Source organism: Cryptosporangium minutisporangium (assembly GCF_039536245.1).
Lineage (GTDB): Bacteria > Actinomycetota > Actinomycetes > Mycobacteriales > Cryptosporangiaceae > Cryptosporangium > Cryptosporangium minutisporangium.
In genome coordinates this window covers 58,697-75,338 of the sequence record NZ_BAAAYN010000004.1, presented here as the reverse complement: position 1 = coordinate 75,338, position 16,642 = coordinate 58,697, and the positions used below count along the sequence as shown (strand labels likewise).

15 protein-coding genes are annotated in these 16,642 nt (G+C 72.2%); 14 read left to right on the top strand and 1 reads right to left on the bottom strand.

Annotated features, from left to right (window positions below; all coding sequences use genetic code 11):
- The 12 genes from ABEB28_RS03125 to aroQ all read left to right on the top strand — a co-directional run.
- Window positions 1–772: AAA family ATPase (locus ABEB28_RS03125; protein WP_486323376.1), on the top strand; the 772-nt coding region annotated here is incomplete at its 5' end.
- Between the two features lie 265 nt (window positions 773–1,037).
- Complete coding sequence (locus tag ABEB28_RS03120; protein ID WP_345726405.1) at window positions 1,038–1,463, top strand: DUF948 domain-containing protein; 426 nt, start codon at window positions 1,038–1,040, stop codon at window positions 1,461–1,463.
- Window positions 1,463–1,720, top strand: coding sequence for a hypothetical protein (locus tag ABEB28_RS03115; protein WP_345726404.1), 258 nt, complete (start codon window positions 1,463–1,465; stop codon window positions 1,718–1,720). The genes ABEB28_RS03120 and ABEB28_RS03115 overlap by 1 nt, the downstream gene beginning before the upstream one ends.
- A gap of 284 nt (window positions 1,721–2,004) precedes the next feature.
- Complete coding sequence (gene alaS / locus ABEB28_RS03110; protein ID WP_345726403.1) at window positions 2,005–4,704, top strand: alanine--tRNA ligase; 2,700 nt, start codon at window positions 2,005–2,007, stop codon at window positions 4,702–4,704.
- 178 nt (window positions 4,705–4,882) lie between these two features.
- Complete coding sequence (gene ruvX, locus ABEB28_RS03105; protein ID WP_345726587.1) at window positions 4,883–5,335, top strand: Holliday junction resolvase RuvX; 453 nt, start codon at window positions 4,883–4,885, stop codon at window positions 5,333–5,335.
- Window positions 5,332–6,507 carry an endolytic transglycosylase MltG gene (mltG, locus tag ABEB28_RS03100; RefSeq protein ID WP_345726402.1) on the top strand — a complete coding sequence of 392 codons (1,176 nt, stop codon included), beginning with the start codon at window positions 5,332–5,334 and terminating at the stop codon, window positions 6,505–6,507. The genes ruvX and mltG overlap by 4 nt, the downstream gene beginning before the upstream one ends.
- A gap of 158 nt (window positions 6,508–6,665) precedes the next feature.
- A complete protein-coding gene (locus tag ABEB28_RS03095; protein ID WP_345726401.1) occupies window positions 6,666–7,529 on the top strand; it encodes a shikimate dehydrogenase in 864 nt (287 codons plus the stop codon).
- Window positions 7,530–8,411: 882 nt separating this feature from the next.
- A complete protein-coding gene (locus tag ABEB28_RS03090; RefSeq protein ID WP_345726400.1) occupies window positions 8,412–8,921 on the top strand; it encodes a prepilin peptidase in 510 nt (169 codons plus the stop codon).
- 630 nt (window positions 8,922–9,551) lie between these two features.
- A complete protein-coding gene (gene aroC / locus ABEB28_RS03085) occupies window positions 9,552–10,733 on the top strand; it encodes a chorismate synthase (RefSeq protein WP_345726399.1) in 1,182 nt (393 codons plus the stop codon).
- A complete protein-coding gene (locus tag ABEB28_RS03080; RefSeq protein ID WP_345726398.1) occupies window positions 10,730–11,245 on the top strand; it encodes a shikimate kinase in 516 nt (171 codons plus the stop codon). Before aroC ends, ABEB28_RS03080 begins: the two co-directional genes overlap by 4 nt.
- The gene (aroB, locus tag ABEB28_RS03075; RefSeq protein ID WP_345726397.1) at window positions 11,242–12,396 is read left to right on the top strand and encodes a 3-dehydroquinate synthase; all 1,155 of its coding nucleotides are present in this window, start codon (window positions 11,242–11,244) and stop codon (window positions 12,394–12,396) included. Before ABEB28_RS03080 ends, aroB begins: the two co-directional genes overlap by 4 nt.
- Window positions 12,393–12,824, top strand: a complete 432-nt coding sequence (gene aroQ / locus ABEB28_RS03070; protein ID WP_345726396.1) for a type II 3-dehydroquinate dehydratase — start codon at window positions 12,393–12,395, stop codon at window positions 12,822–12,824. Before aroB ends, aroQ begins: the two co-directional genes overlap by 4 nt.
- A gap of 339 nt (window positions 12,825–13,163) precedes the next feature.
- Here aroQ and ABEB28_RS03065 read toward each other — a convergent pair whose 3' ends face one another.
- A complete protein-coding gene (locus ABEB28_RS03065; protein WP_345726395.1) occupies window positions 13,164–15,131 on the bottom strand; it encodes a glycoside hydrolase family 9 protein in 1,968 nt (655 codons plus the stop codon).
- 271 nt (window positions 15,132–15,402) lie between these two features.
- Between ABEB28_RS03065 and efp the strand changes: the two genes are divergently transcribed.
- Entirely contained in the window at window positions 15,403–15,966 is a 564-nt protein-coding gene (gene efp, locus ABEB28_RS03060) for an elongation factor P (protein ID WP_345726394.1), read from the top strand.
- Window positions 15,963–16,430 carry a transcription antitermination factor NusB gene (gene nusB / locus ABEB28_RS03055; RefSeq protein WP_345726393.1) on the top strand — a complete coding sequence of 156 codons (468 nt, stop codon included), beginning with the start codon at window positions 15,963–15,965 and terminating at the stop codon, window positions 16,428–16,430. Before efp ends, nusB begins: the two co-directional genes overlap by 4 nt.
- Window positions 16,431–16,642 lie beyond the last annotated feature (212 nt).

Here is a 16,642-nt window from a genome sequence, read left to right as displayed (position 1 = left end):
TTCGGCGGCCACCGCCGCGGACGCGGCAGGTGCCCCTGGGGCCGGGGCGGCCGGTTCGGCGGCCGCCGCCGTGGACGCGACAGGTGCCCCGGAGGCGGGCGACGCCGACGCGGCGGACGCGGCCGGTGACGAGCCGGTGGAGATCGACCTCGTGACCGCGGAGGCGGCGGTCGACAAGGCCGCCGTGCGTTACGACCGGGACGGCGACGCGCACTACGACGTCATCAGCGCGTTCATCAAGAGCATGCGCGGCTCGGACGTCGACGCGGCGCTGCACTGGCTGGCCCGGATGCTCACCGCCGGCGAGGACCCCCGGTTCATCGCGCGGCGCCTGGTGATCTTCGCCAGCGAGGACGTTGGCATGGCCGATCCGACCGCACTACCCACCGCGGTGGCCGCGGCCCAGACCATCCAGCTGATCGGCCTGCCCGAGGGCCAGCTGACGCTGGCGCACGCGGTCGTGCACCTGGCGACCGCTCCGAAGTCCAACGCGGTGACGACCGCGATCGGCGCTGCGCTCGCGGACGTCGCCGCGGGGAAGGCCGGCGCGGTGCCACCGGCGCTCCGGGATGCGCACTACCCCGGCGCGAAGGCGCTCGGCCACGGCAAGGGGTACCGCTACCCGCACGACGACCCGGCCGGGGTGGTGGCCCAGCAGTACCCGCCGGACGAGCTGGTCGGCCGCGACTACTACCACCCCACGCGGCGCGGCGCCGAGCGTCCGATCGCCGAGCGTCTGGACCGGATCCGCGCCGCGGTGCGTGGACAGTAGTCGCGCCCGCGCGGATTGTCGTCCGGGCGCACTCCACACGGTCTGTGGACTGCATCGAGGCGGTCATCTGCGTCGTTCGCCGATCCGGGAACCCTCCCGCCACACGCGCCACACGCGGGACCTGTGCTGAGCGTGATCGCCGCAGGCGGTAGGGTCTAGCCGCTGAACCCTTTTCAACCTCGGACCCTCCCTAGGTGACGCGACCTCAGCCGCCACCGGTCGAAAAGAGTTCATTCGAGCCCACCTCATCCAAGGAGACTCGCCGGTGTCTCTCGGCGGAATCGCGGCCATCATCGCCGCCGTTGCGTTCGTCCTTCTGGTCGGTGCGCTCGCCGTGCCGTTGATCAAGCTCGGCCGCACGGTCGACGCAGCCACCAAGGCCATTACCGACATCACCGAGCAGGCAGTGCCGATCCTGGCCAGTGCCCACGTCACGGTCGACGGTGTCAATCAGACCCTCGGCGGCGTCAACCACCAGTTGGACAAGGTCGACACGCTGACCGACCACGTCTCCGCGGTGACCGGCAGCATCGCCCAGGTGACGACGCTGTTCGGCGCCACGGTGTCCGGCCCGCTGGTGAAGGCCGCCGCGTTCAGCTACGGCGTTCGCTCCGCGCTCCGGGCGCGCCGGGCCAACGAAGTCGAGCGTGAGGTCCGCGACGAGCTCAAGAAGCGTCGGAGGGGCGCCTGATGCGACGGTTGTTCTGGCTGGGCATCGGCGTAGCGGTCGGCGTCCTCGTCGTCCGTAAGGTCTCCAAGACCGCGGAGGCCTACAGCCCGCGCGGGCTGGCCGACTCGGCCCGCGGGTCGGCCGTGGACCTGCTCGACTCGGTCCGGGCGTTCGTCGAGGAGGCCCGCGTCGCGATGGCCGAGCGCGAGGTCGAGCTGACCCGAGCGCTCGCGGAGGGACAGTCCACCGCCGAGGGTGGAGCGCATCGAGCACCGTGACCCGGTGCTCGCGGGGGGTGCCGCGCCGGTCGTGCTGACCGGCGCCGTGCGGTGGCTACGCGTCCCGAGTAGGCGGTTCGGTGCAGTCCGGACGGCCCTGCGCTCCAGCGGTTCGCCCGGGGCGCCGCCCGCTCCGGGACCCGCCGGGCGAATATGGGCAGCGCCGCCCGGGACCGGCGAGAGATAGTGTCGACGAGGATTGTTCAGCCGGCCTCGCCCCAGCGTCCTGGGCCGGGGAGGCTGAACGATTCACTCTTTCCATTCGAACCGACGGACACCTGGCGATGAAGACCTCTGAGATCCGGCAACGCTTCCTCGATCACTTCGCCCAGCGCGGCCACACCGTGGTACCCAGCGCGGGCCTGATCGCCGACGATCCCAACCTGCTGTTCGTCAACGCAGGCATGGTGCCGTTCAAGCCGTACTTCCTCGGTCAGGTGACCCCGCCCTACCCGCGTGCGACCAGCGTCCAGAAGTGCGTGCGGACGCTCGACATCGACGAGGTCGGAAAGACGACCCGGCACGGGTCGTTCTTCCAGATGAACGGCAACTTCAGCTTCGGCGACTACTTCAAGGACGGAGCGATCCGCTACGCCTGGGAGCTGGTCACGAACTCCCCGGCCGACGGCGGCTACGGGTTCGACGAGTCGAAGCTCTGGGTCTCGGTCTACGAAGAGGACGACGAGGCGTTCCGGCTCTGGCGCGACGCGGTCGGCGTACCGGAGTCGCGGATCATCCGGCTGGGCAAGGGGCCGAACTTCTGGTCGATGGGCGTTCCCGGTCCGTGCGGCCCGTGTTCGGAGATCCTGATCGACCGCGGCCCGGAGTACGGCCCGGAGTACGTCAACACGCCGGGCGTCGAGCCCGACGGCGACCGGTACCTGGAGTTCTGGAACCTCGTCTTCATGCAGTACGAGCGGGGTCCGGGGCAGGGCAAGACCGACTACCCGATCCTCGGTGACCTGCCGGCGCAGAACATCGACACGGGCATGGGCATGGAGCGGGTCGCGTTCCTGCTCCAGGGCGTCGACAACTTCTACGAGGTCGACGAGGTCCGCCCGATCCTCGACAAGGCGGCGCAGCTCTCCGGCAAGCACTATCCGGCGCACCAGCAGCATGACGGGCACCCCAACCCGGACGACGTCCGGCTGCGCGTGGTGGCCGACCACGTCCGCACCGCGCTGATGCTGATCGGCGACGGTGTGACGCCGGGCAACGAGGGCCGCGGCTACGTGCTGCGCCGGATCCTGCGCCGGGCGGTGCGCTCGATGCGCCTGCTCGGCTACGAGGACCCGTCGTTCCCCGAGCTGTTCCCGGTCGCCCGGGACGCGATGAGCGCGTCCTATCCGGAGGTGGAGACCGACTACCAGCGCATTGCTGGGTACGCGTACGCCGAGGAGGACGCGTTCCGCGCCACGCTCCGGTCGGGAACCACCATCCTGGACACCGCGGTCGCCGAGACCAAGCAGACGGGCGGCGAGCAGCTCTCCGGCGCGAGCGCCTTCCAGCTGCACGACACGTACGGCTTCCCGATCGACCTCACCCTGGAGATGGCGGCCGAGCAGGGCCTCACCGTCGACGAAGAGGGCTTCCGGCGGCTGATGGCCGAGCAGCGGCAGCGCGCGAAGGCCGACGCGCAGGCGCGCAAGACCGGCCATGCCGACACCTCGGTGCTGCGCTCGGTGCTCGACCGCACCGGCCCGACGAACTTCACCGGCTACCTCGAGGTGGAGCGCGAGGGCCGGATCGGCGGGATCATCGGGCGCGACGGCGCGATCCGCAGCGGCGCCGGGCAGGGTGAGGAGGTCGAGGTCGTTCTCGACTCCACCCCGTTCTACGCCGAGGGCGGTGGCCAGCAGCCCGACCAGGGTGTGATCGTGACGCCCGGCGGCAAGCTCGAGGTCTTCGACGTCCAGCAGCCGTTGCCGGGTCTGATCGTGCACCGCGGGAAGGTCGTCGACGGGGAGATCAAGCAGGACGACCCGGTGCTGGCCACGATCGACGTGGACCGCCGCCGGTCGATCTCCCGCGCGCACACCGCGACCCACCTGATCCACACCGCGATCCGCAGCGCACTGGGGGAGTCGGCGACCCAGGCGGGGTCGTTGAACGCGCCCGGACGTCTGCGTTTCGACTTCAACACGCCCGGCGCGGTTCCCCAATCCGTGCTCTCCGACGTCGAGGACGAGGTGAACGCCGTCCTTCTCGACGACCTCGAGGTGCGCGCGTTCATCACCTCGCAGGCCGAGGCGCGGCGGATCGGCGCGATGGCGCTGTTCGGCGAGAAGTACGGCGACGAAGTGCGGGTCGTGGAGGTCGGCGAGTACGCGCGCGAGCTGTGCGGTGGTACGCACGCGGCGCGGTCGGGCCAGCTGGGCGTCGTCAAGCTGCTCTCGGAGGCGTCGATCGGGTCCGGTGTCCGCCGGGTCGAGGCGCTGGTCGGGCTGGACGCGTTCCGATTCCTGGCCAAGGAGCACCTGCTGGTCTCGAAGCTGGCCGAGCAGTTCAAGGCCAAGCCGGACGAGCTGCCCGACCGGGTCGCGTCGGTCGTCGCCCAGCTCCGGGACGCCGAGCGCGAGCTGGAGAAGCTGCGGGCCGCCGCGGTGCTCTCCGGCGCCGGGGACATCGCCGCCGGGGCGCGCGACGTGAACGGTGTCGCGGTCGCGGCGGTCGAGGCTCCCGAGGGCACGGCCGGTAACGACGTCCGGTCGCTGGCGCAGGAGATCCGGGGCCGGCTCGCCGCCGAGCGTCCCGGCGTGGTCGCCGTCGCGGCGCGCGCGAACGGCAAGGCGTCGCTCGTCGTCGCGGTGAACCAGGCCGCGCGCGGCCGGGGAATCTCCGCGTCGGCGCTGGTCAAGGGCGCGCTCTCGGGTCGCGGCGGCGGGAGCGACGACCTCGCCCAGGGCGGCGGCGTGCCGGCCGATGCGGCGCCCACGGTGCTGGCGTCCATCGCCGACCTGGTCGCGGGTATTCCCTCCGCGTGAGAACCGACGGCAGCCCGACCCCGGCCCGCACTGCGGGCCGGGGGCGTCGGCCGTTGCGGGGCGGCGCCCCGCTTCCGGGCCGCTCGCCGCTTCGAGGCCGCTCTTCGCTTCGGGGGTGCTCGCCGCTTCAGGGGTGCTCGCCGCTCGCGGGCCGCTCCTGGCTTCGGGGGCACCGGCCGTGAGGCGCGGCGTCCGGCTCGGGGTCGACGTCGGAGCGGTGCGGGTGGGGCTGGCGGCCAGCGACCCGTCCGGAATTCTGGCTTCCCCGGTGGAGACCGTCGCTCGGGATATGAAGAACCGATCGGATTTGGACCGTATAGTCGCATTGGTCGCTGAGTACGAAGCGGTGGAGGTCGTCGTGGGCCTGCCCCGATCGCTCTCCGGCGCGGAGGGTCGCGCTGCGGTGGCTGCTCGTGAATATGCGGATCTATTGGCCGAACGGCTGCGTGAATCTCACCACCCGGTGCCGGTTCAGTTGTCCGATGAACGGCTGACGACCGTCATCGCGGGACGTACTCTTTCCCAGAGGGGCGTACGCGGGAAAAAACACCGCGCTGTGGTGGACCAGGCCGCCGCGGTGCTGATCCTTCAGGCCTGGTTGGACGCGGAGCGGAGTGCGGATCAGCCGTGAACGACCTCGATCTCGTGCCGTTCACGGAGGAGTCGGGCAGCTACGGCCCCGGCACCCCCGGACGTCATCGGCGGAAAGCCGAGCGGAGCAGCGGTAAGACGTTAGTGGCTCTGCTGGTCGTGGTCGCGGTGCTCGGCGGGATCGTGCTCGGCGGGTGGTACGGCGTGAACAAGGTGCGGGACTTCTTCACCGCCGACGACTACCCCGGGCCAGGCAGCGGCGAGGTGACGATCGAGATCACCCAGGGTCAGAACGTCACCGACATCGGCAACACGCTGTACAAGGCCGACGTCGTGGCCAGCGCCAAGGCGTTCGTCAACGCTGCCGAGGAGAACCCCGACGCGACCACCGGGCTGCAGCCGGGCAGCTACACGCTGAAGAAGCAGATGAAGGCGGCGGACGCCCTGGCGATGCTGCTCGACCGGGAGAACCGGAAGCTCGGACCGAGCGTGACGATCCCCGAGGGCCTCACGGTCAAGGAGATCCTGCCGCGGCTCTCGAAGAAAACCGGGATCCCGCTGCCCGAGTTCGAAGCGGCCGCTAAGGATCCCGTTGCCCTCGGCGTGCCCGAATGGGGTGGTCCGAGCCCGGACAAGCGGGTGCTCGAAGGGTTCCTCTACCCGTCGACGTACGAGTTCAACGACAAGACCACCGCTACCTCGCTGCTCAAGCAGATGGTCGCGCTCTCGGTCCAGGCGGCGACCAGGGACGAGCTGGCCCAGAAGGCGACCGAGCTCGGCGTCAGCGAGTGGGATCTGATGATCATCGCCTCGCTGATCGAGCAGGAGGGCATCGAGCCCGACTTCGGGAAGGTCTCCCGGGTCATCTACAACCGGCTGAACGAGACCGGCGCGCTCTCCTACCTGCAGTTCGACTCGACGACGCAGTACTGGCTGATCATCACCGGCAAGGGCCGCAAGGCGATCGTCACCGACGCCGAGCTGAAGGACCCGGACAACAACTACAGCACGCACGTCGACCGCCGGCAGGGCCTGCCGCCGACGCCGATCGGCAACCCCGGGGATGCCGCGCTCAAGGCGGCGGCCAACCCGGAGCCGGGCAACTGGACCTACTTCGTCGTGACGTCGGAGGACGGGCGTTCTGCGTTCACCAACGACTACAACACGCACCTGGCCAACATCGAGAAGTGCCGCGAGGTCGGGCGCTGCTGAGCGGACGGTAACGGAGGACGAACGGTCGGCGCAGCCCTGATCGGAGGCGGAGGCACTGGCTGTGGACGCCGTGCAGCGGGCCTGTGGACGGCGGCCGCGGGGCGTCCCCCCAACCGCCTACTGTGAGCGGCGTGCCCACGTTCTCCACTGACTCAGCCGTGACGGAGCCGACGGCCGGAGGTCCGTCCGGTGCGGTCCGGCGCGCTGCCGTCCTCGGGTCGCCGATCGCCCACTCCCTCTCTCCGGTGCTGCACACGGCCGCCTACGCCGCGCTCGGTATCTCGAACTGGAGTTACACCCGGGTCGAGTGCACCGAGGACGACCTGCCCGCGTTCGTCTCCGGGCTCGGCGCCGAGTGGGCCGGGCTGTCGCTGACGATGCCGCTCAAGCGGGTCGCGCTCGCGGTGGCCACCGAGGTCAGCGCCGAGGCCGCCGCGATCGGTGCGGCGAACACGCTGCTGCTCGCGCCGGGCCGCCGCCGCGCGGAGAACACCGACGCACCCGGTATGGCCGACGCGCTCCGTGAGGCCGGCCTGCAGATGGCGTCCGCGCCGCTGCTGCTGGGCGCGGGCGGTACCGCGCAGGCCGCGTTGGCGGCGCTGGCCGGAACCGCTCCGGGTGCCGCGCCGCTGGTCACTGGCGCGGTGACGGTGTTGGTCCGGTCTCCCCACCGGGCCGACGCCCTGCGTACCACCGCCGAGCGCCTCGGTCTGTCGCTCGACCTCCGACCGCTGGACGAGGCGCCGACGCTGCTGGCCGAGGCGGATCTGGTGATCGCCACGCTGCCCAAGGGCATCGCCGATCCGCTCGCGCACGCGGTGCTGCGCCCGGGCGCCGTGGTGTTCGACGTGGTGTACGACCCCTGGCCGACCGCGCTGGCCACCGCGGCCGCAGCGGCGGGGTGCCGGGTGGTGTCCGGGCTCGATCTGCTGCTGCACCAGGCCGGGCACCAGGTGCGGCTGATGACCGGGAGAGACGCGCCGATCGAGGCGATGCGGGCCGCCCTCGCGGCGGCGCGCTGATCCGGGCACGGTGACGGTGCGGGCGGTCCGGCCACGGCGTCGCCTCCGGGCCGCCCCGTGACCGGCGCCGACCTCGCCACGGTGCTCGTGGTCGTCGTGCTCGCGGCGGTCGCGGGGCGGTGGCTCGCCGAGACGGTGGAGCGGGTCGCGCTGGTGGCGAGCGGACCGGTGGCGGGCGAGCCCGCATTAGCCCGAGCCGCCGCCGCAGCGGTACTGCCCCCGAGCCCGTCGGCACGACCGCTGAGCTCGCGGGCGCGGCCAAGCTCGCCCCGAGCGACCCCCGCGCGGCGGAGCTTCCCGGGAAAGCCCCGTGTGCGGCCGGCCCCTGAGCCGCAGCCGGCGGACCGTGTGCGGCCGGGCCCTGGGTCGCAGGCGGCGGACCGTGTGCGGCCGGGCCCTGGGTCGCAGGCGGCGGACCGTGTGCGGCCGGGCCCTGGGTCGCAGGCGGCGGACCGTGTGCGGCCGGGCCCTGGGTCGCAGGCGGCGGACCGTGTGCGGCCGGGCCCTGGGTCGCAGGCGGCGGACCGTGTGCGGCCGGGCCCTGGGTCGCAGGCGGCGGACCGTGTGCGGCCGGGCCCTGGGTCGCAGGCGGCGGACCGTGTGCGGCCGGGCCCTGGGTCGCAGGCGGCGGACCGTGTGCGGCCGGGCCCTGGGTCGCAGGCGGCGGACCGTGTGCGGCCGGGCCCTGGGTCGCAGGCGGCGGACCGTGTGCGGCCGGGCCCTGGGTCGCAGGCGGCGGACCGTGTGCGGCCGGGCCCTGGGTCGCAGGCGGCGGACCGTGTGCGGCCGGGCCCTGGGTCGCAGGCGGCGGACCATGCGCGGCCCCCGGCCGCCGAGCCGCGGGCGGCCGGTGGGTGGGCAGCGGGGCCGGGGCGGGTCGGTGTGGCCGCCGCTGCGCTCGGCGGGGTGGTCGCGTGGGCCGTGGGCGCGGCGCCGGAACTCCCCGGGCTGCTGTTCGTCGCCGGGCTGGGGTTTGTGCTGGCGCCGGTCGACGTCCGGACGCACCGATTACCGGACGCGCTGGTGCTGCCGGCCTATCCGGTGCTGACGGTGCTGCTGGTCGCCGGTGCCCTGCTCGGCGGCGTCGGTGTGGCACCGTTGGCGCGGGCGGCCGCAGGTGGGCTGGTCGCGTTCGGTGTGCTCTACGTGCTGGCGGTGGCCGTGCCGGCCGGGTTCGGCTTCGGCGACGTGAAGCTCACCGGGCTGCTCGGGGCCGCGCTCGGCTGGTACGGCTGGTCAGCGGTGTTCGCCGCGCTCGTGTACGGCTTCGTCTACGGCGGACTGTGCGCTGCGGCCCTGCTGCTCACCCGCCGCCTCAGCCGCGCCGACCGCCTGGCTTTCGGCCCGTTCCTCCTCGCTGGTGCCCTCACCGTTGTGTGCACCGCCGGCTGAGCCTGGTTGTCGCCCTTTCGGGGTCCTCCGCGAATGAAAGTCGTGCTTCCGGTGCCATAGCGCGGAATCCGCGCCATTCATCCGGCGCGCCGCCCGCACAGCGCGACAACCACCCCGTAATCACCCGGAAGGCGCGACAACCACGAGGGTGCTTGCCCCGGAGACGCGACAACCACGAGGGTGCTTGCCCGGGAGGTGCGACAACCAAGGGGGTGCTTGCCCGGGAGGCGCGACAACCATGGGGGTGCCTGCCCCGAAGGCGCGACAACCATGGGGGTGCCTGCCCCGAAGGCGCGACAACCATGGGGGTGCTTGCCCGGGAGGCGCGACAACCATGGGGGCGCTTGCCCCGAAGGCGCGACAACCATGAGGCGCTTGCCCGGGAGGCGCGACAACGATGAGGGTGCTTGCCCGGGAGGCGCGACAACCATGAGGGCGCTTGCCCGGCGAGGCGCGCCAACCACGGGGACGCCCGCCCGGATCGCGCGGCAACTTCGGGCGTCGCCAGCCGGAGGGCGGAACGACCGCGGACGCGATCGCGGGGCCGGCGTCGTTCGCCGAGCGGTCACTCTGCGGGACGGGCGGTTCCAGCGCGGCGGCCGGAAGCCGTGACGTGACAAGCTAGGAACCATGTTGCGTTGGATGACCGCGGGGGAGTCGCACGGACCCGCCCTCGTTGCGATGTTGGAGGGCCTCCCGGCCGGCGTCGCGGTGACCACGACCGAGATCTCCGAACAGCTCGCCCGCCGCCGCCTGGGCTACGGCCGCGGCGCCCGGATGAAGTTCGAGCAGGACGAGGTGGAGATCCTCGGCGGCGTCCGCCACGGCCGCAGCCTCGGCAGCCCGGTGGCGATCCGGGTCGGTAACACCGAGTGGCCCAAGTGGGAGCAGGTGATGGCCGCGGACCCGGTCGACGAGGAGATCCTCGCGACCCTGGCTCGCAACGCACCGCTCACTCGGCCCCGGCCCGGCCACGCCGACCTGGCCGGCATGCAGAAGTACGGCTTCACCGACGCCCGGCCGATCCTCGAGCGCGCCAGCGCCCGGGAGACCGCCGCTCGGGTGGCGCTCGGCACCGTGGCGCAGTCGCTGCTCCGGCAGGCGCTCGGCGTCGAGATCGTCAGCCACGTCGTCGAGCTCGGCTCGGTCGCGGTCAAGGACGGCACCGAGCTGCCCACCCCGACCGACCGCGAGCGCATCGACGCCGACCCGCTGCGCTGCGCCGACCCGGACGCCTCGGCTCGGATGGTCGCCGAGGTGGACGCCGCCAAGGCCGACGCCGACACGCTCGGCGGCATCGTCGAGGTGCTCGCCTACGGCCTTCCTCCGGGTCTGGGCAGCCACGTCCAGTGGGACCGCAAGCTCGACTCCCGGCTGGCCGGTGCGCTGATCAGCATCCAGGCGTTCAAGGGCGTCGAGATCGGTGACGCGTTCACCCAGGCCCGCTCGCGGGGTTCGGCCGCCCACGACGAGATCGTGAACACCGCCGACGGCGTCCGGCGGCTGACCGGGCACGCAGGTGGCCTCGAAGGCGGCATGACGACCGGCGAGGTGCTGCGGATCCGTGGCGCGATGAAGCCGATCGCGACGATCTCCCGCGCGCTGGCCACCGTCGACGTCACGACCGGCGAGCCGGCGAAGGCGATCGCGCAGCGGAGCGACGTCTGCGCCGTGCCGGCCGCGGCGATCGTGGCCGAGGCGATGGTCGCGCTGGTGCTCGCCGACGCGGCGATGGAGAAGTTCGGTGGCGACTCGGTCGACGAGGTCCGCCGCAACCTCGCCGGCTACAAGGCTGCGCTGGTGATCGAGTGAGCCGCCCGGTCGCAGTGCTGGTCGGCCCGCCCGGTGCGGGCAAGACGACGGTCGGCGTCCTGCTCGCCGAACGGCTCGGCGTGACGTTCCGCGACGTCGACCACGACATCGAGGCGAGCGCGGGTAAACCGATCAGCGACATCTTCGTGGACGACGGCGAGGAGGTGTTCCGGGCGCTGGAGGCCAGCGCGGTCGTCGCAGCCCTGGAGACCCACGACGGCGTCCTCGCGCTGGGCGGCGGCGCGGTGCTCGCGGACGCCACCCGAGCGGCGCTGCGTGGTCATCGCGTCGTCCACCTGAACGTCGGGCTCTCCGACGCCGTCGACCGGGTCGGGCTCAACACGGCCCGGCCGCTGCTCGCGCTCAACCCCCGGGCGACGATGCGCACGCTGCTCGCCCAGCGGGCTCCCCTCTACGCGGAGGTCGCGACCGTCGTCGTCGACACCGACGGGCGCACGCCGGACGGCATCACCGCGGACGTCCTCGCACAGCTCCAGGAGGTGTCGGCATGAGCGCCCCGGCCGACGGAAACAGCACGCTGGGTCGCGGTACCGGCGCGGGCGACGTCACGCGCATCGCGGTGACCGGCGAATCGTCGTACGAGGTGCTGGTCGGGCACGGGCTGCTCGGCGAGCTGGCGCCGCTGCTGGCGGGCGCCCAGCGGGTCGCGGTGATCCACCCCGGTGCGCTGCGCACCACCGGCGAGGCCGTCCGCGACGATCTCCGGGCCGGCGGCTTCGAGGCGCACTCACTGGAGATCCCGGACGCCGAGGACGGCAAGACCCTCGAGGTGGCCGGGTTCTGCTGGGACGTGCTCGGCCAGGCCGGGTTCACCCGCACGGACGCGATCGTCGGCCTCGGCGGTGGCGCGGTCACCGACCTCGCCGGGTTCGTCGCGGCCTGCTGGCTGCGCGGCGTGCGCGTGGTGCAGGTGCCGACGACGCTGCTCGGCATGGTGGACGCCGCGGTCGGCGGCAAGACCGGGATCAACACCGCGGCCGGTAAGAACCTGGTGGGCGCGTTCCATCCGCCGGCCGGCGTCCTCGTCGACCTCGCGACGCTGGAGACGCTGCCCAAGCACGAGCTGGTGGCCGGGATGGCCGAGGTGGTCAAGACCGGGTTCATCGCCGACCCGCGCATCCTCGAGCTGATCGAGGCGGACCCGGCCGCGGCGACCGACGCGGCGTCACCGGTGCTGCGGGAGCTGGTCGAGCGGTCGATCACGGTCAAGGCGAACGTGGTCTCCGCCGACCTCCGCGAATCGGGGCTGCGCGAGACGCTCAACTACGGGCACACGCTCGGGCACGCGATCGAGAAGAACGAGCGGTACCGGTGGCGGCACGGCGCCGCGGTGAGCGTCGGGCTCGTGTTCGCCGCCGAGTTGGGCCGGATCGCCGGGCGGCTCGACGACGAGACCGCCGACCGGCACGCACGGGTGCTGGGTGCGCTCGGCCTGCCGCTCACGTACTCGGCCGCGGCGTGGCCGAAGCTGCTGGAATCGATGCGCGTGGACAAGAAGTCGCGCGGCAACCGGCTGCGGTTCATCGTCCTGGACGGGCTGGCGAAGCCGACGGTGCTGGAGGACCCGGACCCCGGGCTGCTCGTCGCCGCGTACTCGGCGGTCGGTACGGAGAGCGCGCCGGCCAGGACGGTGCAGCTGTGAGCCGCCGGGTCTACGTGCTCAACGGGCCGAACATCGGGCGGCTCGGTACCCGGGAGCCGGAGATCTACGGCGCGGACACCTACGACGACCTGGCCGCGCTCTGCGTCCAGACCGGTGCCGAACTGGGGCTCGACGTCGTCGTGCGCCAGACCGACGCCGAGTCCGAGATGCTCGGGTGGCTGCACGCGGCGGCGGACGAAAGCGCCCCGGTGGTGCTCAACCCGGGGGCGTGGACGCACTACAACATCGCGGTGCGGGACGCGTGCGCGATGCTGCGGGCGCCGCTGATCGAGGTGCACATCACGAACGTGCACAAGCGCGAGGAGTTCCGGCACCACTCGGTGATCTCCGCGGTCGCCACCGGCACGATCGTGGGCCTGGGCCTCGGCGGCTACCCCCTAGCCCTCCGCCACCTCGCCGCCGCGTAGCCACCTCGCCGCCGCGTAGCCACCTCGCCCCCGCTAACACCCGCGCCGCCCCGCCACCGCGCGGGTGGGCCGCTTTCGGGAAGACCACCTCTCCCGGTCGGACGAGAGGTTGACTTTCGGGAAGGCCACCTCTCGGCGTCCCGCGAGAGGTGGCCCTTCGGGAAATGCGCGGCGGCGCGCGCAGTTGCTCGAANGGAGCCCGCCCAGGACGAGGCTGGCAGTCGAGCGCGAGGACGCCGCGACCTTGGCCTTGGTGTCTCAAGTCCTCGCGCTCGGCCGTCAGGCTCGTCCTCGGCGGGCCGTGCAGGGAGCGACCGGCCTCGCCATGCAGGCGTCGATCTAAATGCGGGCCTGCAGGACTACGGCGATCAAGGCCGTCGCGGTGAAGTCGATCGCGGGCTCGACGCTGGAGTACGCGTGCGGGGCGTCGACGAACCGGGCGTCGGACCGGTCGAACCGGCTGACGTCCAGCCCGGTGCAGTCCTTCGCGGTCGACGACGTCGTCAGCCCGCGGAACGCGCTGGACGCGTTCGGCCCGTTCATCACCGCGCCGGTCGCGACCTTTCCGGTACCGGTGAGGCTCCCGGACAGGTTCGCGATCTGGTGGTGGATGCACTTCGGGTACGCGCTTCCGACGCCGACGATCATCGACAATCCCCACCCGTTCGTGCCGAGCGCCACGTTGCGCTGGGCGGTGCCGAACGCGTCGTAGGTGTCGTCGTCGGCCGCGCGGTGGTAGAGCGCCGCGACCGCGCTCCAGCCGAACGTCTTCGACGAGAAGTCGTCGGACGTGATCGGCGCGGCCGCACCGATCGGGCTCTTCACCGCCGCCGCGACCCCGGTGTCGAGGCGTGCCTTCAGGTCGGCGACCAGCGCCTCCGGGGTCACCCCGGCCACTGGCTTGCCGATCTCCTGCAGCAGCGCGTGCAGCTCCGCGTCGACCAGCGGGCCGACGTCGTAGAGGTTGAGCGGGCCCTTCCGGTCGGCGCTGATCGAGAGCGCCGCCCAGCGCGCCGCCTGACCCGCCCACGTGGTCGCGCGGGGGTCGCCGATCACGATGCCGGCCCGGGCCAGCTCGGTCGCCCCGAGCGCGAGGTCGTCGGCCCAGGAGCTCTCCGGGTAGTAGTCGCGCGGGAGCGCCGTCATCAGCGTTCCGTAGTCCTCATCGCCGGCCAGGTCGAGGATCGTCGCGGCGGCGTCCAGGTGGGCGCGGGCCGCGGTCGGATCACTCCCGACTTCGACCTGGGCGGCCAGCGCGAACGCGGCCGCGACCCGACCGGCCACGTTCGGGCTGATCTCCTCGCCGGGCGCGTTGGCGCGGAACACCGGCCGGTTGCGCAGGAACTGCTTCCCGTCGCCGGACGCGCGGTCGTCGTCCTCCGGCAGTCGCCAGACGTCGTGGTCGCCGATCAGCCCGTCCGCGCCGCCGCTGCCGAGCCCGACCTGCAGGTACAGGGTCTTCGTCGACTCGTCCCACATCTTGTCGAGCCAGTCGACGCCGAACGCGGCCTCCTCGGCGAGGCCCTCGATCGCCTGGCCGTTGCCGATGCTGGTGGACCCTCCCCGTTCGGCCAGCAACATCAGCGTCAGCGCGTAGGCGGTGGTGTGGGTGAACTTCAGGTAGTCACCGGCGTCGAACCAGCCGCCGGTGGCGTCGACGACGGGTGCGCCGTCGACCGCGGTCAGCCCGGACGCGAGGTTGTCCCCGTCGGCGAAGTCCGGCGCCTCGTAGACGGTCGCCTTCGCGTCGTTGAGGTGGGACGGCTTGCGGGGGATCGGCTCGCTCAGTACGTCCGCACCGTCGCGCTGAACGCCGAAGAAGTCGACGGTGTCCGCCGCGACCTGCCCGAACAGCTCCTTGCTCGCGCCGACCACGAACACCGACGACACCGCGCTGACCCCACCGGTCACCCGGATCCGGTACGTGCCCGCCGTCCGTAAACCCGAGACGTCGATCGGGTAGGTCGCCGGATAACGACGGCTCCACGCGCCGCGGTCGGCGCCCACCTTCCCGCGCAACGCGATCGAGGAGTCCTGCCGCTCGACGACGAACGTCGCCCCGTCCGCCTTCCGCGGCGCCAGCAGGACCGCGATCTTCGTCTCTGCGGTCGCGTAGCCCACCTGATCGGTGCGGACGACGGCGTCGGTGGCCCCTACCGGCGACCAACTGCCCTCCGGAGCCGGCCGATCGGGCTTCTTCTCCTCGGGTTCGTCGCCCGTGCACGCGGCGAGGAGCGCCAACGTGGTGAGGACGGCGGCTGCCGTGGTGAGCAGCCGGGGGATGACCGCTGGGCGGCGGTTGCGCACGAGTTCCCTTCCTGACGTATCGGTGCGACCCGGACACCGGGTCGATCGGCACTAGGCAGGCCGGAGAGCCGACCTGTATCCGGCGGCCGGCCATGGTCCGGCGGCCGTGTAGCCGGTGGGGCGGCTACCGGATACAGGTAGTATCTGGTGACCTGCCAAGCGGGCGGCCATCGCCGCCCAGCCTCTCAGCCGATCCCTACGACTTGCGCACCGGCCCACGGCCCGCCACGAGGCCGACGGACCGGCCGACCAGGAGACGAAGAGCTTCCGCATGGCCACCACGAACGACCTGAAGAACGGCATGACGCTGAACCTGGAGGGTCAGCTCTGGAACGTCGTCGAGTTCCAGCACGTGAAGCCCGGTAAGGGCGGAGCGTTCGTGCGGACAACGCTGAAGAACGTGCTGACCGGCAAGGTCGTCGACAAGACGTTCAACGCCGGCGTGAAAGTCGACACCGCCAACGTCCACAAGGCCGCCATGTCGTACCTGTACAAGGACGGCGAGGACTTCGTCTTCATGGACTCGGAGACCTACGACCAGATCACGGTGCCGGCCACGACGGTCGGCGGCAACGCCGACTACCTGCTGGAGAACGCCGAGGTCACGGTCGCGCTGCACGACGCGACGCCGCTCTACGTCGAGCTTCCGGCCTCGGTCGAGCTCGTCGTCGCGCACACCGACCCCGGCCTGCAGGGTGACCGGTCGACCGGCGGTACCAAGCCGGCCGAGCTGGAGACCGGTGCGACGATCCAGGTTCCGCTGTTCGTCAACACCGGCGACAAGCTCAAGGTCGACACCCGGGACGGGCGATACATCGGCCGGGTCACCGGGTGACTACTCCTGCCCCAAAAGGGCGGCACGGCAATCCGCGCCGTGACAACGATCCCGATCGGCGTTCGGCGCGGCGCAAGGCGCGGAAGCGTGCTCTCGACATCCTGTTCGAGGCCGACGTCCGTGGCACCGAACCTCTCGCGACCGCCCGCGACCGGCTCGCGCAGTCCGACCCTCCGGTCCCGGACTACGCGATCACGCTGGTCGAGGGCGTGACCGAGAACCGCGCCCGGCTCGACGAGCTGATCGCGACGTACGCGGAGGGCTGGACGATCGACCGGATGCCCGCGGTCGATCGGAACCTGCTGCGACTCGGGGTGTACGAGCTGTTGTTCCGCTCGGACATCCCGGACGCGGTAGCGATCGACGAGGCGGTGGATCTCGCTCGCGAGCTCTCGACGGACGAGAGTCCCCGCTTCGTCAACGGCCTCCTCGGCCGGCTCCAACTAGTCAAAGCCGAACTTTAGATCTACGCCTGCCTGGTGCGCGCCGGTCGCTTCCGCGACCGGCGCGCGCTGCTTCGCTGGTGACGTCCCGCCGCGCCGTGCGCGGTTGCTCACCCACCCTCCGGTTTCTGGGGGTCTGCAGGGTGCCCGAACACGACGAAGCCCCCGCGCCAACGGCGCGGGGGCTTCGTCGTAGGCGACTCCAGCCGACACCCCCGGCTGGAACCCAGAGG